This window comes from Streptomyces sp. NPDC051180 (genome assembly GCF_040689545.1).
Lineage (GTDB): Bacteria > Actinomycetota > Actinomycetes > Streptomycetales > Streptomycetaceae > Streptomyces.
The window spans coordinates 300,191-318,515 of record NZ_JBFBBC010000002.1; the positions used below are offsets into that span (position 1 = coordinate 300,191).

Annotated in this window: 18 protein-coding genes; 5 read left to right on the forward strand and 13 right to left on the reverse strand. The window is 72.6% G+C overall.

Annotated elements, in window-relative coordinates; all coding sequences use genetic code 11:
- Positions 1-114: 114 nt before the first annotated feature.
- Genes hisF through hisD form a run of 8 tightly spaced genes read right to left on the reverse strand, consistent with a single transcriptional unit; the run spans position 115 to position 5,864 of the window.
- Entirely contained in the window at positions 115-870 is a 756-nt protein-coding gene (hisF, locus tag AB0424_RS04805) for an imidazole glycerol phosphate synthase subunit HisF (protein WP_366302291.1), read from the reverse strand.
- Positions 867-1,280, reverse strand: a complete 414-nt coding sequence (locus AB0424_RS04810) for a RidA family protein (RefSeq protein ID WP_366302293.1) — start codon at positions 1,278-1,280, stop codon at positions 867-869. The genes hisF and AB0424_RS04810 overlap by 4 nt, the downstream gene beginning before the upstream one ends.
- Complete coding sequence (gene priA / locus AB0424_RS04815; RefSeq protein WP_366302294.1) at positions 1,277-2,014, reverse strand: bifunctional 1-(5-phosphoribosyl)-5-((5-phosphoribosylamino)methylideneamino)imidazole-4-carboxamide isomerase/phosphoribosylanthranilate isomerase PriA; 738 nt, start codon at positions 2,012-2,014, stop codon at positions 1,277-1,279. Before priA ends, AB0424_RS04810 begins: the two co-directional genes overlap by 4 nt.
- A gap of 2 nt (positions 2,015-2,016) precedes the next feature.
- Complete coding sequence (hisH, locus tag AB0424_RS04820; RefSeq protein ID WP_366302295.1) at positions 2,017-2,664, reverse strand: imidazole glycerol phosphate synthase subunit HisH; 648 nt, start codon at positions 2,662-2,664, stop codon at positions 2,017-2,019.
- Positions 2,661-2,825 (reverse strand): hypothetical protein, encoded by a 165-nt coding sequence (locus AB0424_RS04825; protein WP_017238763.1) that lies wholly within the window; start codon positions 2,823-2,825, stop codon positions 2,661-2,663. Before AB0424_RS04825 ends, hisH begins: the two co-directional genes overlap by 4 nt.
- Positions 2,826-2,827: 2 nt before the next feature.
- Positions 2,828-3,421 carry an imidazoleglycerol-phosphate dehydratase HisB gene (hisB, locus tag AB0424_RS04830; RefSeq protein WP_017238764.1) on the reverse strand — a complete coding sequence of 198 codons (594 nt, stop codon included), beginning with the start codon at positions 3,419-3,421 and terminating at the stop codon, positions 2,828-2,830.
- On the reverse strand, positions 3,418-4,524 hold the full coding sequence (locus AB0424_RS04835) for a histidinol-phosphate transaminase (protein ID WP_366302297.1): 1,107 nt from the start codon (positions 4,522-4,524) through the stop codon (positions 3,418-3,420). The genes hisB and AB0424_RS04835 overlap by 4 nt, the downstream gene beginning before the upstream one ends.
- Entirely contained in the window at positions 4,521-5,864 is a 1,344-nt protein-coding gene (hisD, locus tag AB0424_RS04840; RefSeq protein WP_366302298.1) for a histidinol dehydrogenase, read from the reverse strand. Before hisD ends, AB0424_RS04835 begins: the two co-directional genes overlap by 4 nt.
- A gap of 194 nt (positions 5,865-6,058) precedes the next feature.
- On the opposite strand from hisD, the gene AB0424_RS04845 reads away from it, so the two are divergent.
- From AB0424_RS04845 to ybaK, 4 genes are all read left to right on the forward strand, one after another.
- The gene (locus AB0424_RS04845; RefSeq protein ID WP_366302299.1) at positions 6,059-7,663 is read left to right on the forward strand and encodes an oxidoreductase; all 1,605 of its coding nucleotides are present in this window, start codon (positions 6,059-6,061) and stop codon (positions 7,661-7,663) included.
- 85 nt (positions 7,664-7,748) lie between these two features.
- Positions 7,749-8,789: a hypothetical protein gene (locus AB0424_RS04850; RefSeq protein WP_366302301.1), complete on the forward strand. Its 1,041-nt coding sequence runs from the start codon at positions 7,749-7,751 to the stop codon at positions 8,787-8,789.
- Positions 8,790-8,800: 11 nt separating this feature from the next.
- Positions 8,801-9,538, forward strand: a complete 738-nt coding sequence (locus tag AB0424_RS04855) for an LON peptidase substrate-binding domain-containing protein (RefSeq protein ID WP_366302303.1) — start codon at positions 8,801-8,803, stop codon at positions 9,536-9,538.
- A gap of 39 nt (positions 9,539-9,577) precedes the next feature.
- Complete coding sequence (gene ybaK / locus AB0424_RS04860) at positions 9,578-10,075, forward strand: Cys-tRNA(Pro) deacylase (RefSeq protein WP_366302304.1); 498 nt, start codon at positions 9,578-9,580, stop codon at positions 10,073-10,075.
- A gap of 36 nt (positions 10,076-10,111) precedes the next feature.
- Here ybaK and AB0424_RS04865 read toward each other — a convergent pair whose 3' ends face one another.
- The 4 genes from AB0424_RS04865 to AB0424_RS04880 form a co-directional block, all read right to left on the reverse strand.
- Positions 10,112-10,750, reverse strand: coding sequence for a DUF2567 domain-containing protein (locus tag AB0424_RS04865; protein ID WP_366302306.1), 639 nt, complete (start codon positions 10,748-10,750; stop codon positions 10,112-10,114).
- Positions 10,751-10,784: 34 nt separating this feature from the next.
- Positions 10,785-11,588 (reverse strand): ABC transporter permease, encoded by an 804-nt coding sequence (locus tag AB0424_RS04870; RefSeq protein WP_366302669.1) that lies wholly within the window; start codon positions 11,586-11,588, stop codon positions 10,785-10,787.
- Between the two features lie 130 nt (positions 11,589-11,718).
- Positions 11,719-12,690 carry an ABC transporter ATP-binding protein gene (locus AB0424_RS04875; protein WP_366302670.1) on the reverse strand — a complete coding sequence of 324 codons (972 nt, stop codon included), beginning with the start codon at positions 12,688-12,690 and terminating at the stop codon, positions 11,719-11,721.
- Positions 12,691-12,710: 20 nt separating this feature from the next.
- Complete coding sequence (locus AB0424_RS04880) at positions 12,711-14,186, reverse strand: NYN domain-containing protein (protein ID WP_366302307.1); 1,476 nt, start codon at positions 14,184-14,186, stop codon at positions 12,711-12,713.
- A gap of 241 nt (positions 14,187-14,427) precedes the next feature.
- On the opposite strand from AB0424_RS04880, the gene AB0424_RS04885 reads away from it, so the two are divergent.
- A complete protein-coding gene (locus AB0424_RS04885) occupies positions 14,428-14,601 on the forward strand; it encodes a hypothetical protein (RefSeq protein WP_015032922.1) in 174 nt (57 codons plus the stop codon).
- A 117-nt stretch (positions 14,602-14,718) separates the two neighbouring features.
- On the opposite strand, the gene dnaE is transcribed toward AB0424_RS04885, so the two are convergent.
- On the reverse strand, positions 14,719-18,258 hold the full coding sequence (gene dnaE / locus AB0424_RS04890) for a DNA polymerase III subunit alpha (protein WP_366302309.1): 3,540 nt from the start codon (positions 18,256-18,258) through the stop codon (positions 14,719-14,721).
- Positions 18,259-18,325 lie beyond the last annotated feature (67 nt).

Genomic DNA, 18,325 nt, shown 5'->3' on the forward strand with positions numbered 1-18,325 from the left:
ACGACCATAGATACGAAGGGAAAGTTGCGCAATGGAATCTGCGCAAATAATCCTGTGCATCTCACGAAGAAGAAGGGCCCCCGAGGGGGCCCTTCTCGCAAGCGGAGCCTCCGGTCAGCGGACCGGGTGACCCGCCTCCCTCAGTGCTTCCTTGACCTGCGGGATCCGCAGGTCGCCGAAGTGGAAGACGGAGGCCGCGAGCACCGCGTCCGCTCCCGACGCCACCGCCGGCGCGAAGTCGGCGAGCTTGCCGGCACCGCCGGAGGCGATCACCGGCACCGTGACGTGCTTGCGCACGGCGGCGATCATCTCGGTGTCGTAGCCGTCCTTCGTGCCGTCCGCGTCCATCGAGTTGAGGAGGATCTCCCCCGCGCCCAGCTCGGCGGCGCGGTGCGCCCACTCGACGGCGTCGATGCCGGTGCCCCGGCGGCCGCCGTGCGTGGTGACCTCGAAGGAGCCGGACGCGGTGCGGCGCGCGTCCACGGACAGGACGAGCACCTGCCGGCCGAAGCGCTCCGCGATCTCCCGGATGAGCTCGGGGCGCGCGATGGCGGCGGTGTTGACGCCCACCTTGTCGGCCCCGGCCCGCAGCAGCTTGTCGACGTCCTCGGCCGCCCGGACGCCGCCGCCGACGGTGAGCGGGATGAAGACCTGCTCGGCGGTGCGGCGCACCACGTCGTAGGTGGTCTCCCGGTTGCCGGAGGAGGCGGTGATGTCGAGGAAGGTCAGCTCGTCGGCGCCCTCGGCGTCGTACAGCTTGGCCATCTCGACGGGGTCTCCGGCGTCCCGGAGGTTCTGGAAGTTGACGCCCTTGACGACCCGGCCGTTGTCCACGTCCAGGCAGGGGATCACGCGTACGGCGAGGCTCATGCGGCACCCGCTCCCGGGCCCTCGGGGCGGAACGCCTCGACCTCGACCTCGACGACAAGACGCGGGTCGACGAAGCCGGAGACGATGATCATCGACGCGGCGGGGCGGACGTCGTCGAACAGCTCCTTGTGGGCGCGGCCGACCTCCTCCACGTCCCGGGCGTGCGTGAGGTACATCCGGGTCCTGACGACGTGCTCGGCGCCCAGGCCCAGCTGCTTCAGGGCCGCGAGGGCCACGCCGAAGGAGTTGACGGCCTGGTCGTACGGACCGCCGTCGGCGATCTGGCCGTCGACCACCGAGGTGCAGCCGGAGACCAGGACCAGCCCGTTCGGCAGCTCCACCGCGCGCGAGTAGCCGAACTGCTCCTCCCAGGGAGCGCCGGTGACGACCTTGCGTACGGAATCGGTCATACGGCAGCCACCGCCGCGATGGCCTCTTCCAGGGTGAACGCCTTGGCGTACAGCGCCTTGCCGACGATCGCGCCCTCGACGCCGAGCGGGACGAGACCGGACAGGGCCCGCAGGTCGTCCAGGGACGAGACGCCGCCGGAGGCGACGACGGGCTTGTCGGTGGCCGCGCAGACGTTCCTCAGGAGCTCCAGGTTCGGGCCCTGGAGGGTGCCGTCCTTGGCGATGTCGGTGACGACGTAGCGGGCGCAGCCCTCGGAGTCGAGGCGGGCCAGCGTCTCGTACAGGTCGCCGCCGTCGCGGGTCCAGCCGCGGCCGCGCAGGGTGGTGCCGCGCACGTCGAGGCCGACGGCGATCCTGTCGCCGAACTCGGCGATGACCTTGGCGACCCACTCGGGGGTCTCCAGGGCCGCGGTGCCGAGGTTGACGCGGGTGCAGCCGGTGGCGAGGGCGGCGGCGAGCGAGGCGTCGTCGCGGATGCCGCCGGAGAGCTCGACCTTGATGTCCATGGCCTCGGTCACCTGGCGGACCAGGTCGCGGTTGTCGCCCGTGCCGAAGGCGGCGTCCAGGTCGACCAGGTGCAGCCACTCGGCGCCGGACCGCTGCCAGGCGAGGGCCGCCTCCAGCGGGGAGCCGTAGGAGGTCTCGGTGCCGGACTCGCCGTGCACGAGGCGGACGGCCTGGCCGTCGCGGACGTCGACGGCCGGGAGGAGTTCGAGCACGCTGTCAGACGACACAGTCACAGGGTTCCGATCCAGTTGGTGAGGAGCTGGGCTCCGGCGTCGCCGGACTTCTCGGGGTGGAACTGGGTCGCCCAGAGGGCGCCGTTCTCGACCGCCGCGACGAACGGCTCGCCGTGCGTCGCCCAGGTGACCTTGGGGGCGCGGATGTTCTTGTTGCCCACCTCCAGCGTCCACTCGCGCACCGCGTAGGAGTGCACGAAGTAGTACCGGGTGTCGGCGTCGAGCCCCGCGAACAGCTCGGTTCCGGCGGGCGCGTCGACCGTGTTCCAGCCCATGTGGGGGACGACGGGGGCGTTCAGCGGCTCGACCGTGCCGGGCCACTCGTCGAGGCCCTCGGTCTCCACGCCGTGCTCGATGCCCTGGGCGAAGAGGATCTGCATGCCCACGCAGATGCCCATGACCGGGCGGCCGCCGGCGAGCCGGCGGCCGACGATCCAGTCGCCGCGCGCCTCCTTGAGCCCCTGCATGCAGGCGGAGAAGGCGCCGACGCCGGGGACGAGCAGTCCGTCGGCGTTCATGGCGGTCTCGTAGTCGCGGGTGATCTCGACGTCGGCGCCGACCCGGGCGAGGGCGCGCTCGGCGGAGCGCACGTTGCCGAAGCCGTAGTCGAAGACGACGACCTTCTTCGTCGGGGTCGCGCTCATGCCCACACGTCCAGGCGGAGCACACCGGCACCGAGGCACATGGCGGCGGCGAGGGCGACGAGCACGATGACGCCCTTGGGCATCTGCTGCTTGACGAAGGAGTAGATGCCGCCGAGCAGGAAGAGGCCGACGACGATCAGGATGGTGGAGAGGCCGTTCACGACTAGAGCGCGCCCTTCGTGGAGGGGAGGATTCCGGCGGCGCGCGGGTCGCGCTCGGCGGCGTAGCGGAGCGCGCGGGCGAGGGCCTTGAACTGGCACTCCACGATGTGGTGGGCGTTGCGCCCGTACGGCACGTGGATGTGCAGGGCGATCTGCGCCTGGGCGACGAAGGACTCGAAGATGTGCCGGGTCATCGTCGTGTCGTACGAGCCGATCATCGGCGCCATGTTCTCGGGCTCGGTGTGCACGAGGTACGGGCGGCCCGAGAGGTCGACGGTCACCTGGGCGAGCGACTCGTCCAGCGGGACGGTGCAGTTGCCGAAGCGGTAGATGCCGACCTTGTCGCCGAGGGCCTGCTTGAAGGCGGCACCGAGGGCGAGCGCGGTGTCCTCGATGGTGTGGTGCGAGTCGATGTGCAGGTCGCCGTCGGTCTTCACGGTCAGGTCGAACAGACCGTGCCGGCCGAGCTGGTCGAGCATGTGGTCGTAGAACCCGACCCCGGTCGACACGTCGACCTTGCCGGTGCCGTCGAGGTCGATCTCGACGACGACGGAGGTCTCCTTGGTGGTGCGCTCAACGCGGCCTACGCGGCTCATCGTTCCTGCTCCTTCATCAGTTCACGGACCGCGTCGAGGAACGCGTCGTTCTCTTCGGGGGTGCCGGCGGTGACCCGCAGCCAGCCCGGTACGCCGTTGTCCCGGACCAGGACGCCCCGGTCGAGGATCCGCTGCCAGGCCGCGTGGGTGTCGGCGAACCTGCCGAACTGCACGAAGTTGGCGTCGGACTCGGTGACCTCGCAGCCGATCGCCCGCAGCTCTGCGACGAGCCGGTCGCGCTCGGCCTTGAGCTGCTCGACGTAGCCGAGGAGGGTGTCGGTGTGCTCCAGGGCGGCGAGGGCGGTGGCCTGGGTGACGGCCGAGAGGTGGTACGGGAGGCGGACCAGCTGGACGGCGTCGACCACGGCCGGGTGGGCGGCGAGGTAGCCGAGGCGGAGTCCGGCCGCGCCGAACGCCTTGGACATCGTCCGGGAGACCACCAGGTGGGGGCGGCCCTCCAGGAGCGGCAGCAGCGACTCCCGGTGGCTGAACTCCACGTACGCCTCGTCCACGACGACGATCGAGGGGCGGGCCGCCTGGGCCGCCTCGTACAGCGCGACGACGGTGGCGGCCTCGACCGCTGTTCCGGTGGGGTTGTTGGGCGAGGTGACGAAGACGACGTCGGGCCGGTGCTCGGCGATCGCCTTCTCGGCCGCCGCCAGGTCGATGGTGAAGTCGTCGCGGCGGGGGCCGGAGATCCAGCCGGTGCCGGTGCCCCGGGCGATCAGGGCGTGCATCGAGTACGAGGGCTCGAAGCCGATCGCGGTGCGGCCCGGGCCGCCGAAGGTCTGCAGCAGCTGCTGGAGGACCTCGTTGGAGCCGTTGGCCGCCCACACGTTCTCCACGGCGACCGGGTGTCCGGCGGTGCGGGTGAGGTAGCGGGCGAGCTCGGTGCGCAGCTCGACCGCGTCGCGGTCGGGGTAGCGGTTGAGGCCGCGGGCGGCCTCGGCGACCCGCTCCGCGATCCGGGCCACCAGGGCCTCGGGCAGCGGGTAGGGGTTCTCGTTGGTGTTCAGCTGGACGGGGACGTCGAGCTGGGGCGCGCCGTAGGGCGACTTGCCGCGCAGCTCGTCCCGGACGGGGAGGTCGTCGATTCCTGTCACTGGGACTCCGGCACCTTCCATCCGAACCTGGCCTTGATCGCGGCGCCGTGGGCCGGGAGGTCCTCGGCCTCGGCGAGGGTCACCACGTGGTGGGCGACGTCGGCGAGCGCGTCGCGCGTGTAGTCCACGATGTGCACCCCGCGCAGGAAGGACTGCACGGAGAGGCCCGAGGAGTGGCAGGCGCAGCCGCCGGTGGGCAGGACGTGGTTGGAGCCGGCGCAGTAGTCGCCGAGCGAGACGGGCGCCCAGGGGCCGATGAAGATCGCGCCGGCGTTGCGGACGCGGTCGGCGACGGCGGCCGCGTCGGCGGTCTGGATCTCCAGGTGCTCGGCGCCGTACGCGTCGACGACCTTGAGGCCGTCGGCGAGGTCGCGGACGAGGACGATCGCGGACTGGCGGCCGGCCAGCGCCGGGACGATCCGGTCGTCGACGTGCTTGGAGGCGGCGACCTGGGTCTTCAGCTCGGCCTCGGTGGCGGCGGCGAGTTCGTCCGAGTCGGTGACGAGCACGGAGGCGGCCATCGGGTCGTGCTCGGCCTGGCTGACGAGGTCGGCGGCGACGTGCACGGGGTCGGCGGTGGAGTCCGCGAGGATCGCGATCTCCGTGGGGCCGGCCTCGGCGTCGATGCCGATACGGCCCTTGAGGAGGCGCTTGGCGGCGGCCACGTAGATGTTGCCGGGACCGGTGACCAGGTTGACGGGGGCGCAGCCGGGTTCGTCGGCGGTGCCTTCGGTGCCGTACGCGAACATGGCGACGGCCTGGGCGCCGCCGGCGGCGTACACCTCGTCGACGCCGAGCAGCGCGCAGGCGGCGAGGATCGTCGGGTGCGGGAGTCCGCCGAACTCCTTCTGCGGGGGCGAGGAGACGGCGACGCCCTCGACGCCGGCCTCCTGGGCCGGGACGACGTTCATCACGACGGAGGACGGGTAGACCGAGCGGCCGCCCGGCACGTACAGACCGACGCGCTCGACCGGGATCCACTTCTCGGTGACCGTGCCGCCGGGGACGACCTGGGTGGTGTGCGTGGTGCGGCGCTGCTCGCGGTGGACGAGGCGGGCGCGGCGGATGGACTCCTCGAGGGCGGCGCGGACGGCCGGGTCGAGCTCGTCGAGCGCGCGGGCGATCGCCGCGGCGGGGACGCGCAGGCTCGGGACGCGGACGCCGTCGAATTTCTCGCCGTAGTCGATCACCGCTGCGGCGCCATGATGCCGGACGTCCTCGCAGATGGGCCGCACCTTCTCCAGGGCGGCTTCCACGTCGAACTCGGCACGGGGCAGCAGGTCGCGCAGGGCGGAACCCTCGGGGAGGGCCTCACCGCGCAGATCGATTCGAGAGATCACGGGTCAATTCTCTCAGACGGCCCACAGCGTCGGACGCCCGTCCCACTGGCTGATACACGCCACAGTGGCGTCTTGTCGCCACACCTGACCGTTAGCGTTCAGCCCGTCACTCAGCGGGAAGAACGGCTGTACGAATCCACGAACCGCCGCTGGCGGAGTCGTGGGAGCGGACCGGGGAAAGCGAGGGGGCGGCAGTGACCGAGCCGCACGAGGACGGGATGCCGGACGGTCTCACGGGCCCGGAGCGGGCCGTGTGGCGGGCGTTCCGGATCGGCAGGACCTGTGATCTGACGGAGGGGAGCGCGGAGCGGGACGACCCGTTCAGGGAGCGGGAGTGGGAGTGGGGGGAGGAGCGCAGCGTCCGCGCCGACGTGGTGGCGCTCCTGCTGCTCGCCGGGCCGCCGGCCCGGTCGGGGAGGGTGGCCGCGCTGAAGCTCCGGGGGGTGCGGATCACCGGCGTGCTGAACCTGGCGGGCGGGACGATAGCGCCCTACGTGGAGCTGCACGGCTGCCGTTTCGACGGCGAGGTGGTGCTGCCCGAGGCGCGCTTCGGGACGCTGCGGATGGTGGGGTGCTCGCTGCCGCGGCTGGAGGCGGCCCGGCTGCACACGGAGGGGGACCTGCACCTGCCGCGCTGCCGGGTGCGGCACGGCATCCGGCTGACGGACGCCCAGATCGGCACGGACCTGCTGGTCAACCAGATCCAGGTGTGGCCGGACCGGCGGGGCCGGGCGATCACCGCGGACGGCATGGTGGTGGCGCAGGACCTCCAGGCCGAGCTGATCGAGACGCACGGGGAGCTGAGCCTGCGCGGGGCGAAGATCGGGGTCTCGCTCAGCCTGCGGGGCAGCGTGCTGCGCGGGGCGCAGGGCCGCCGCGCGCTGAACGCGCCGCAGCTGACGGTGGAGCGCTCGCTCTATCTGAACGCGGCCTGGGTGTACGACGACGCGACGGCCTACTCCACCGCGACACCGCCCTACGGGGTGACGCCCGTGCAGGGCGCCCGCCGCAAGCCCGTCGAGTGCCACGGCGGGGTGCGGCTCGACGACGGCCGGTTCGGCGACGCGGTGGACCTTCACCACGCGCGGTTCGTGCTGAGCGGTGCGCGGCGCGAGGAGGTGTCGCTGCGCCGGATAGTCACCCCGGAGCTGCGGTTCAACGGCGAGCGGCCGGAGGAGGGCCGGGTCGTGCTGAACGGCGCCAAGGTCGTCACGCTGATCGACCTCTCCACCAGCTGGCCGGGCCCCGGCGGGCTGGCCATGGGCGGCTTCGCCTACGAGAACCTCGTCCCCTACGGCCCCTTCCCGCTGGCCCGGCGTCTGGAGTGGGTCGCCGCGGCGACCCCGGAGTACGCCCCCGAGCCGTACGAGCGGCTGGCGACGGTCCTGCGCAACAGCGGCGAGGACGCCGACGCCCGCGAGGTGCTGCTCGCCAAGCAGCGGCGAAGACGGGAGACGCTCCCCGTCGCGGGGAAGCTGTGGGGATACCTCCAGGACTGGACGGTGGCGTACGGATACCGGCCGGGCCGGGCGGCGCTCTGGATGGCCGTGCTGTGGGCGGCGGGGACGGTGGCCTTCTCCCACTACCGCCCGACGGCGCTGAAGGGCGACGAGGCACCCGAGTGGAACGGTCCGCTCTACGCGCTGGACCTGCTGCTCCCGGTGATCAATCTCGGCCAGGACGGCTACTGGCGGCTGGAGGGCCTGTGGCAGTGGGCGGCGGCGGTGCTCATCCTGCTCGGCTGGATCCTGGCGACGACGGTGGCCGCGGGCGCCACCAGGCTGCTGCGGCGCGGCTGACCGTGGGGGCCCGGTGAGGTGAGGGTGAAAGGGCTGGGCAGGCGGGCGCGGGGAAAGGTGCCGCGGTGGGAAAATAAGTCCCACGATGTCCTTGCTCCGCGCCCTGGTCGGCGCCGTCCGCTCGGCTCGGCACGCCCCGCGGCTGGCCTCGGGGTTCGTGCCGGACGACGACGTGCTCCTCGACGCCCCGGACGAGCGGCTCGCCCCCGCTCTGGTGGCCGCCGCCCTCGCCGATCCGGAACCCGCGGCGAAGCTCCTCGCCACCACCCGGGACGGCGGGGAGTGGGAGGACCGCGACCGGTACGTCACCCGGCTCGCCACCTTCGCCCACAGCCGCGGCGACTGGCTGACCCACTGGCTCTCCGTCGCGCCCCGGGACCCCGACGCCCTGCTCGTCACCACGCAGCTGGCCGTCCGCCGGGCGTGGGAGTCGCCGGCCCGGGCCGAGCGGCTGCGCGAACTCGGCCCGCTGATCCGGGCGGTCGCCGAGGAGGCGCCGCAGGACCCGGTGCCGTGGCGGCTGGCCCTGGACCACGCGCGGGGGGCGCACGCCGGTCCGGCGGTCTTCGAGTCGCTCTGGGAGCAAGCCGTACGCCGCTCCCCGCACCACTACGGCTGCCACGTCGCCGCGCTCAAGTACCTGTCCGCGCAGTGGTACGGCTCCCATCGCGCGGCCTTCGACTTCGCCGGGCAGGCCGCGGACGACGCCGCACCGGACTCCCTCGTCCGCGCGCTGCCGGTCCGGGCGGCCTACGACCGGCTGCGGGCGGAGCCGGCCGAGGACCGGGCCGTGCCCCTGGCGCGGGTCGACCGGGCCGTGGACCGGGCGCTCACCCTGTCGGCGCGCTTCCCGGCGAGCGATCCGTGGCCGGCCGAGGTCCGCAACCTGCTGGCGTACGTGCTGGTCGAGCGGGGACGGTGGGAGGAGGCGCGGGCGGAGTTCGGCCGGATCGGCCCGTACGCGACCTCGTTCCCGTGGCGGGGTGCGCGGGGGGCCGGGACGGAGGATCCGCTGCGCGGTTTCCTCACCGCGCGCGACCGCGTCAGGTTCGAGCTGGCCCGCCGGACGCCCCTGTGGGGCACCGGAGTCGGACGGGCCGGACGGGGCGGGCCCGGCGGCCATTAGGCTTGGCGGCTGTGACCACCGCTCGCCTGCCTCTCTTCCCGCTCAACGCGGTGCTGTTCCCTGGCCTCGTGCTGCCGCTGAACGTCTTCGAGGAGCGTTATCGCGCCATGATGCGCGAACTGCTCACGATCGACGACTCGGAGCCGCGCCGCTTCGCCGTCGTCGCCATCCGCGACGGCCGTGAGGTGGCGCCGACCGCCCCGGGCATGCCGGACCAGACGGCGCTGCCGGAGAAGGGCCCGGCCGCGGGGTTCGGCTCCGACCCGATCCAGTCCTTCCACCGGGTCGGCTGCGTCGCCGACGCGGCCTCGATCCGCGAGCGCGGCGACGGCAGCTTCGAGGTGATGGCCACCGGCACGACCCGGGTGAAGCTGCTGTCGGTCGACGCGAGCGGGCCGTTCCTGACCGCCGAGGTCGAGGAGATCCCCGAGGAGCGGGGCGAGGAGGCCGGCACGCTCTCCGAGGGGGTGCTGCGGGCCTTCCGGAGCTACCAGAAGCGGCTGGCGGGCGCGCGCGAGCGTTCGCTGACGACGAGTGAGCTCCCGGACGACCCGTCGGTGGTGTCGTACCTGGTCGCGGCGGCGGCCGTGCTGGACACCCCGTCGAAGCAGCGGCTGCTCCAGGCACCGGACACCGCGACGCGGCTGCGCGAGGAGCTGACGCTGCTGCGCGCGGAGACGGCGGTGCTGCGGCATCTGCCGTCGCTGCCGGCGGTGGACCTGACGCAGGGCCCGACGTACCCGAACTGAGCCGTCCCCCGTCGGACGGACCGAGCCGAGGAAGAGCGCGTGGCGAAGAAGCAGAAGAAGAACGGCGGGGGCACCCCGGCGACGGTGGCGCTGACGGCGGCCGGCACCGCGTTCACGCTGCACGCCTACGAGCACGACCCGGCCTCCCCGTCGTACGGCGAGGAGGCGGCGGAGGCGCTCGGGGTCTCGCCCGACCGGGTCTTCAAGACGCTGGTGGCGGACGTCGACGGCGAGCTGACGGTGGCGGTGGTCCCGGTCGCCGGCCAGCTGGACCTGAAGGCGCTGGCCTCGGCGGTCGGCGGCAAGCGGGCGGCGATGGCGGACCCGGCGGCCGCCGAGCGCACCACGGGCTACGTCCGGGGCGGCATCTCGCCGCTGGGCCAGCGCAAGCGCCTGCGGACCGTCCTCGACTCCTCGGCCTCGGACCACGCGACCGTCTGCATCTCGGCGGGCCGCCGCGGCCTGGAGGTGGAACTCTCCCCCGCCGACCTGGCGGCCCTCACCTCGGCGGTGGTCGCCCCGATCGGCCGCGCCTGACGCGCGGGGCGCGCGAGGCCGCCGGGGCGTGGGGCGTCAGCTCCGGCCGGGCCCCGGGGTGTACGGCTTCGGCTGGTCCCACGGCTCGGGTTCCGGGTCGCGGGGCCCGAAGACGGCCGTGAGGGCGAGGTGCAGGATCATCGCCGCGAGCGGCCAGGCCAGCATGGCGGCCGCGCCCAGGTTCAGTTCCAGCGGCGCCTCGAAGACGACGTTGGGGCCGACCGCCTTGGCGTGGGCGACGACGTCGTCCGTGGGGCCGAACCGGGTGCCGATCCACCAGGCGAGGAGCGAGCCGAGGACACCGCCGGCGGCGAGGCCGAGGACCAGCGGCACCCCGCCCTTGCGGCGCAGCAGGAAGACCGCGAGGGCGGCGACCGCGCCGAAGGCCAGGGCGAGCAGGACGAAGGTGCCGTCGGCGCCGATCGCCGACTCCCCCTCGGAGTCGCGGAGGTAGACCCCCTTGCCGTCCGAGATGAGCAGGACGCGCGGGGCCAGCGTCAGCCAGAGGACTCCGAGCAGCGCGCCCGCGACCGCCGAGACGAGGGTCACCACGGCGCCCTGCGCGACCTCGGCCGCCGTGATCGGGTCGCCGGCCGGTCCCGCGGGCGGCGGGGGCGGCGGGGGCCAGTCGGGGTCGTGCGGCGGCTGGTGGGGCGGAGTCAGAGGTGCGGTCACTCCGCCATCGTGCCAGGTGCGGCTGTGGCCCGCCTCAGCGGACGGCGGCCCGCCGGTACGCCCAGGTGGCGACCGCGAGGGAGAGGACGCCCACGGCGCCGCACACGCCGAGGTCCAGCGCGACGACCACCCAGTCGGGGTCCGGTGCGAAGGTGCGGGCCAGCGCCTCCACGCCGTACGTCGACGGCAGCAGGTCCCGCGCCCAGCCGATCGGTCCGGGCAGCCGCTCCGCCGGGAGGACGCCCAGGAGCAGCGCCGCGGACATGCCGAGCTGGCCGAGGAGGGTGGCGAGCTCGGGCCGGGGCGCGAGGAGTCCCAGGGCCGCGCCGAGGCCGGCGAGCGCCGCCCCGGAGAGCGGCACGACGGCGGCGAGGATCCACAGGTTCCCGAGCGGGAGCCCGAAGAGCACGGAGCCGGTGACGGCGGTGACGACCGTGCCGGGCACGGTGAAGGAGGCGTACGCACCGGCCGCGCCGAGGACGACCGCGGCGGGCGGCACCGGGAGGGTGGCGTAGTGGTCGAGGCCGCCGCCGGCCCGCAGCTGTCCGAAGTACTGGGCCAGCAGGTTGAGCGCGACGAAGGCGACGACGAGGACGGTGGAGCCGGCCACGACGGCGCGCGCCTCGGAGCCGCCGTCGACGACCCCGCGCATCAGGATCATGATCCCGATGGACTGGAAGGTGGCGACGAAGAGCAGCGGGATGCGGGCGACCCGGGCCCGGGAGAGCTGGGCGCGGTAGACGGCGCCCAGGGCGGGCAGCAGCCGGGCGCGGGGGGCGAGGGGCGCGGCGGCGTCCTCGTCGCCGTGCGGCCGGGCGGTCGGCGCGACGGTCGGCAGGGCCTCTGCGGGCACGGTGCTCACTGCGTACGGCTCCTGAGGGTCACGTGCGGAACGCGGGGACCACGGGGGTCGGGGGACGGTCGGAGGGGGGTCGCTCCCCCGGCGGCGCCACGGTCGCGGGGCCCGGTCATGCCTTCACCAGTCCCTCGGTCGCGCCGCCCAGCGCGAGGTACACGTCCTCCAGGCTGGGCGTGGCCAGGGTGAAGTCGTCCAGCGCGGCGAAGGCGGCCCCGCCGGTGACGGTGGCGACGGCCGCGCGGGCGGCGTCGGGGGCGAGCCGGAGGTTCCAGCGCCGTCCGGTCTCCTGGGCGAGCTCGCGCAGGGCGGCGACCTCGGGCAGGTGGAGGGGGGCGGTCTCGCGCCACACCAGTTCGACGCGGACCTCCCCGGCGACGCGCTCCTTGAGCCCGGCGGGCGTGTCGCACGCGATGACCCGGCCGTGGTCGAGGACGGCGACCCGGTCGAGGACGGTCTCGGCCTCGATGACGTTGTGGGTGACGAGCAGCACGGTCGTGCCGTCCTCGGCGCGGCGCCGGTCGACGGCGGCCCAGACGGCCCGCCGGGCGACGGGGTCCATGCCGGTGGTGGGTTCGTCGAGGACGAGGACGGGCCGCCGGCCGACGAGGGCGGCGGCGACGCAGGCGAGCCGCCGCTGACCGCCGGAGAGCTTCTTCAGGGGCCGGGAGGCGATCCCGGTGAGGCCGAGCTCGGCCAGGACGGCGTCGCGCTCGGCGCGCGCGTCGCGGACGGAGAGGCCGCGCAGCCGTCCGGTGGTCTCGGCGGCGAGGGCGACGGTCAGCTCGTCGAGCGCGGTGGACTCCTGCCCGAGGTGGGCGAGGAGCCGGGACGCCCGCTCGGGGTGCCGGACGAGGTCGTGGCCGAGGAGCCGGACGGTGCCGGAGTCGGGGCGCATCAGCCCGGTGAGCTGGCGCACGAGGGTGGACTTGCCGGCGCCGTTGGGGCCGAGCAGGCCGAAGATCTCGCCGCCGCGCACGTCCAGGCTGACCCCGTCGGTGGCCCGCACCTCGGGTGTCGCGGGCGCACCCCGCCTGCCGCGCGTGGCGGGGTACGTCTTGACCAGATCCCGCACCACGCACACCGTACTCACGGGGGAAGAGCCTACGGGGTCGCCGGGCCCGCTCCGGGCGCGGGGGCGTGTTCGGCGGCGGCCCGTACGTCGATCTCGCGCCAGAATCCGGCCCTGATGGCGTACCGGTCGTGCTCGTCGATCTGGTCGTCCTTGTGGGCCAGCAGACCGAAACGGGCCGCGTAGCGGAGGAGTTCGCCGTCGATCCGGTGCGGGATGCGCGGGTAGAGGGCGGACAGCTTCTGCACGTGACTCTGCTCGGGAAGCCGCTCCATCCACCGCCGGGCGAACACCTGTCCGACCTCGAAGGGATCGCCGCCGACCGTGGTGATGTCCTCCTCGCGGTCCGCCCAGCGCTGCTCGGCGCTGGTGAGGGTGGCGAGGGTGGGCAGGGAGGCGGTCTCGGCCGGCTCGCCGAGGGAGGGCGCGGGCCGCTCGACCCAGCCCCGGTCGGAGGACCAGCGCAGGGCGCTCGCGCCCTGCGGGACCGCGGAGGGGGCGGCCGGCGTCGCCGGGGAGCCGGGGCCGCGCAGCCCCGCCAGGTCCTTGGGCGTGGGGACGCCCCTGCCGGGTGCCGGGGAGGCGAGACCGGCGCCGTCGAGGTGCATGCCGTCCCCCGGACGGCGCTCGTCCCCCAGGCGGCCGTCGTCCCGGAGGTGCCGGTCGTCCCGGAGGTGCCCGTCGTCCCTCAGATGGCCGTTGCCGTGGACGTGCTCGCCGTCGCGGGTGTGGCCGTTGCCGTGGGCGAGGCCACCGGCGCCGTGCCCGTGGCCGCCGTTCGCCGTGGTGGCCGATCCGTCGCCGGAGGCCGGTACGCCGCCGCGCGCGGCCGCGGCGGCCTCCGCCGCCCGTTCGGCGGAGGCGGCCAGGGCGGCTTCGGGCAGCGGCGCGGAGAGGATGGCCGCGATCTCGGGGCGCGGGGCGGGCGGGGGCGCGCAGAGGCCGCTGAGGTCCTTGGCACGGACCGCCCGGGTGATCCAGGCGCGGTCGAGGACCCGCCGCTCGTCGGCCTCGGCGACGAGGTCCTCCGACTGGTTGTAGTCGCCGTCCGCGGCCTGGACGGCCCAGAGGTGGACGGCGACGCCGTGCTCCTTGGCCGACATCAGGCCGGGCAGCAGGTCGCCGTCGCCGGTGACGAGGACGATGTCGGAGCAGGCCCGGTTCCTGGCGAGTTCCGTCAGCTCGGTGTGCATGGCCGCGTCGACGCCCTTCTGCGCCCACCGCCCGTCGCTCCTGGTCAGGGCGCCGAGCCGGACGGTGACCCGGGGCATCACGCGCAGTCTGCGGTGCTCGGGCTGGGGCACCCGGTCGGGCGCGCCGTCGAACCAGTAGATCCGCAGCAGCGGCAGGGCGGTCTCGGCCTCGGCGCGTTCGCGCAGCTGCCGGATGAGCGCGGCGTGGTCGACGGTGATCCGGGAGCGGGCCGGTTCCCCGGCGAGAAGACTGGCGGCGGCGCCCAGGAGGTAGCCGGCGTCCACCAGGACGACGCAGCGGTCCACGTGTTCCACCCTCTTTCAGAGAGCCTCGGGGGTCGGGCTCGGTGTGGGACGGGATCGGAAGGGTGCTCCGGGTTTCCTTCGAGTCTGCCCGACGGCCGGGTGCTTGACGGCCGGAACTGGATCATCGGCGTGGCGAACATCACCTCCTCTCGTCCCTTACTCGCCGTAATGATCCAACATGCGGCGGTTCATACCGTATGTGAGTCTGACAGCGGCCCTGGCCCCTAGGTCCCTTTGAGGAGGCATCCCCATGGCCAAGAACCGCAACCAGAACCGCAGTCAGAAGCAGCAGTCGCCGGCCGAGCGCGGCGCCCAGCAGGCGCAGCAGTCGGCCATGGAATCCCAGGCAGAACAGCGCGCCGGTCAGGTCACCCCGGGTGACATGGCGCGCAAGGGCCGCCAGAAGCGCTTCGGGCACAACTGACGCGCTCGACGGCAAAGGGGCGCGCCCGTGACGACGGGCGCGCCCCTTGCGCGTGCGGAGCCGGCCGCCTCCCGTGGCCCGGCGTCGCGGGTCCGCGGCGGAGGGCCGGGCGGCGGGTCAGCCCGCCAGGCAGGACGGGCCGAGCAGCACCTTCAGGTCGCCGAAGAGCGCCGGGTCGGCCTGGACCCGGTGCCGGTCGAGCCGGAGCACGGTCGTGGTCCGGGGCCCCTGGAGCTTGATCCGCACCTCGGTGTTGCCCTTGTGGTGCTTCAGGATCTCGCCGAGGCGGGTGACCATCGGCGGGGTCACCTTCACCGTCGGGATGGTGAGGATCACCGGCGCGTTGGTCCCGGCGTTCGACAGGTCGGGGACCATCAGCTCCATGGCGACGAGGCGGGGGACGTCCTCGCGCTTGTCGAGCCGTCCCTTGACGAAGACGACCGTGTCCTCGACGAGCTGGGTGGAGACCAGCTGGTAGGTGGCGGGGAAGAACATGCACTCGATGGAGCCGGCGAGGTCCTCGACGGTGGCGATGGCCCAGGCGTTGCCCTGCTTGGTCATCTTGCGCTGGAGGCCGGAGATGATGCCGCCGATGGTGACGACCGCGCCGTCGCCGTGCTCGCCGCCGGTGAGCTGGGAGATCGCCGCGTCCGTCTTGTCGGACAGTACGTGCTCGATGCCGAAGAGCGGGTGGTCGGAGACGTAGAGGCCGAGCATCTCGCGCTCCTGGGCGAGCAGGTACGACTTCTCCCACTCCAGGTCGGAGAACTCGACGTCGAGGCCGAAGCCGGGCTCGTCGCCGGAGTCGTCGCCCATGCCGCCGAAGAGGTCGAACTGTCCCTCGGCCTCCTTGCGCTTGACCGCCACCACGTTGTCGATCATGGGTTCGTGGTGGGCGACCAGGCCCTTGCGGGTGTGGCCCATCTCGTCGAAGGCGCCGGCCTTGATCAGCGACTCGACGGTCCGCTTGTTGCAGACGACGGCCTCGACCTTGTCGAGGAAGTCCGGGAAGGAGGAGTACTTCCCCTTGGCCTTGCGCGACTTGATGATCGACTCGACGACGTTGGAGCCGACGTTGCGGACGGCGGTGAGGCCGAAGAGGATCACGTCGTCGCCCTGGGCGGCGAAGTTCGACTCGGACTCGTTCACGTTGGGCGGCAGGACCTTGATGCCCATGCGGCGGCACTCGTTGAGGTAGACCGCGGACTTGTCCTTGTCGTCCTTGACCGAGGTGAGCAGTCCGGCCATGTACTCGGCCGGGTGGTTGGCCTTGAGGTACGCGGTCCAGTAGGAGACCAGGCCGTACGCGGCGGAGTGGGCCTTGTTGAAGGCGTAGCCGGCGAAGGGGACCAGGACGTCCCAGAGGGCCTTGATGGCCTCGTCGCTGAAGCCCTTCTTCTTGGCTCCGGCCTCGAAGATGACGAAGTTCTTCGCCAGCTCGTCGGGCTTCTTCTTGCCCATCACGCGGCGGAGGATGTCGGCCTCGCCGAGGGAGTAGCCGGCGATGATCTGGGCGGCCTTCTGCACCTGCTCCTGGTACACGATGAGGCCGTAGGTGACCGCGAGCACCTCTTCGAGCGGCTTCTCCAGCTCGGGGTGGATCGGGGTGATCTCCTGCTGCGCGTTCTTGCGCAGGGCGTAGTTCGTGTGCGAGTTCATGCCCATCGGGCCCGGCCGGTAGAGGGCCGAGACGGCGGAGATGTCCTCGAAGTTGTCGGGCTTCATCAGCCGCAGCAGGGACCGCATGGGGCCGCCGTCGAACTGGAAGACGCCGAGGGTGTCACCGCGCTGGAGCAGTTCGAAGGTCTTGGGGTCGTCCAGCGGCAGGGCGAGGAGATCGATGTCGATCCCCTTGTTGGACTTCACCATCTTGACGGCGTCGTCCATGATCGTCAGGTTGCGCAGGCCGAGGAAGTCCATCTTCAGCAGGCCGAGCGACTCGCACTGCGGGTAGTCCCACTGCGTGATGGTCACGCCGTCGGTGTGCCGCACCCAGATCGGGGCGTGGTCGACGATCGGCTCGCTGGACATGATGACGCCGGCGGCGTGCACGCCCATCTGGCGGACCAGGCCCTCGACGCCCCGGGCGGTGTCGATGACCTTCTTGACGTCCGGCTCGTTCTCGTACATCGCCCGGATCTCGCCGGCCTCGCCGTACCGCGGGTGCGAGGGGTCGGTGATGCCGTTGAGGTCGATGCCCTTGCCGAGGACGTCGGCGGGCATGGCCTTGGTGAGGCGGTCGCCCATGGCGTACGGGTAGCCGAGGACGCGCGCGGAGTCCTTGATGGCGTTCTTGGCCTTGATCTTGCCGTAGGTGCCGATCATGGCGACCTTGTCCGAGCCGTACTTCTCGGTCACGTACCGGATGACCTCGACGCGCCTGCGCTCGTCGAAGTCGATGTCGACGTCGGGCATGGAGATGCGCTCGGGGTTGAGGAAGCGCTCGAAGATCAGACCGTGCGGGATCGGGTCGAGGTCGGTGATGCCCATGGCGTACGCGACGATCGAGCCGGCCGCGGAGCCTCGGCCGGGGCCGACGGCGATGCCCTGCTTCTTCGCCCACATGATGAAGTCGGCGACGACGAGGAAGTAGCCGGGGAAGCCCATCGAGATGATGGTGTCCATCTCGTACTCGACCTGCTTCATGCGGTCGTCCGGGATGCCTCCCGGGAAGCGGCGGTGCATGCCGCGCATGGTCTCCTCGCGGAACCAGCTGACCTCGGTGTAGCCCTCCGGGATGTCGAACCTCGGCATGAGGTTCTTCTCGACGAACATGCCCTCGGTGCTGACCTGCTCCGCGACCAGGAGGGTGTTGCGGCAGCCCTCCTGCCAGGCGTCCGAGGAGTCCACGGCGTACATCTCGTCCGTGGACTTCAGGTAGTAGCCGGTGCCGTCGAACCGGAAGCGGTCGGGGTCGGAGAGGTTCTTGCCCGTCTGGATGCAGAGCAGGGCGTCGTGGGCGCCGGCCTCGTGCGCGTAGGTGTAGTGCGAGTCGTTGGTGACCAGCGGCGGGATGCCGAGCTTCTTGCCGATCTCCAGGAGGCCGTCGCGGACCCGGCGCTCGATCTCGATGCCGTGGTCCATCAGCTCCAGGAAGTACCGCTCCTTGCCGAAGATGTCCTGGTACTCGGAGGCCGACTTCAGGGCCTCGTCGAACTGGCCGAGGCGCAGACGGGTCTGCAGCTCGCCGGAGGGGCAGCCGGTGGAGGCGATGAGCCCCTCGGACCACTGGGAGATGGTCTCCTTGTCCATCCGGGGCCACTTCTGCAGCCACCCCTCGGCGTAGGCGTCGGAGGAGAGCTTGAAGAGGTTGTGCAGTCCGGTGGCGTTCGCCGCCCAGATCGTCTTGTGGGTGTAGCCGCCGGAGCCGGAGACGTCGTCGCGCTTCTGGTGCGGCTGGCCCCACTGGATCTTCCGCTTGTTGCGCCGGGACTCCGGGGCCACGTACGCCTCGATGCCGATGATCGGCGTGACCCCGGCCTTCTTCGCGGTGTGGAAGAAGTCGTACGCCCCGTGCAGGTTGCCGTGGTCGGACATGGCGATGTGGGTCATGCCCATCTCGTTGCACGCGTCGAACATGTCCTTGAGCCGCGCGGCACCGTCCAGCAGCGAGTACTGGGTGTGGACGTGGAGGTGCGTGAAGGGCGGCTTGGTCACGGCGGGGGGCCTCCGGGAAACGACGGACTTCAGGCTGCGCGGCAGTCTGGGGGGACAGCGTGGAAGT

Excerpts from the sequence above, each read along its gene's own strand:
- hisF (WP_366302291.1), bottom strand. The coding sequence starts at position 870 with ATGAGCCTCGCCGTACGCGTGATCCCCTGCCTGGACGTGGACAACGGC.
- AB0424_RS04850 (WP_366302301.1), top strand. The coding sequence starts at position 7,749 with ATGTCCTTGCTCCGCGCCCTGGTCGGCGCCGTCCGCTCGGCTCGGCAC.
- hisH (WP_366302295.1), bottom strand. The coding sequence starts at position 2,664 with ATGAGCGCGACCCCGACGAAGAAGGTCGTCGTCTTCGACTACGGCTTC.
- AB0424_RS04885 (WP_015032922.1), top strand. The coding sequence starts at position 14,428 with ATGGCCAAGAACCGCAACCAGAACCGCAGTCAGAAGCAGCAGTCGCCG.
- AB0424_RS04810 (WP_366302293.1), bottom strand. The coding sequence starts at position 1,280 with ATGACCGATTCCGTACGCAAGGTCGTCACCGGCGCTCCCTGGGAGGAG.
- hisB (WP_017238764.1), bottom strand. The coding sequence starts at position 3,421 with ATGAGCCGCGTAGGCCGCGTTGAGCGCACCACCAAGGAGACCTCCGTC.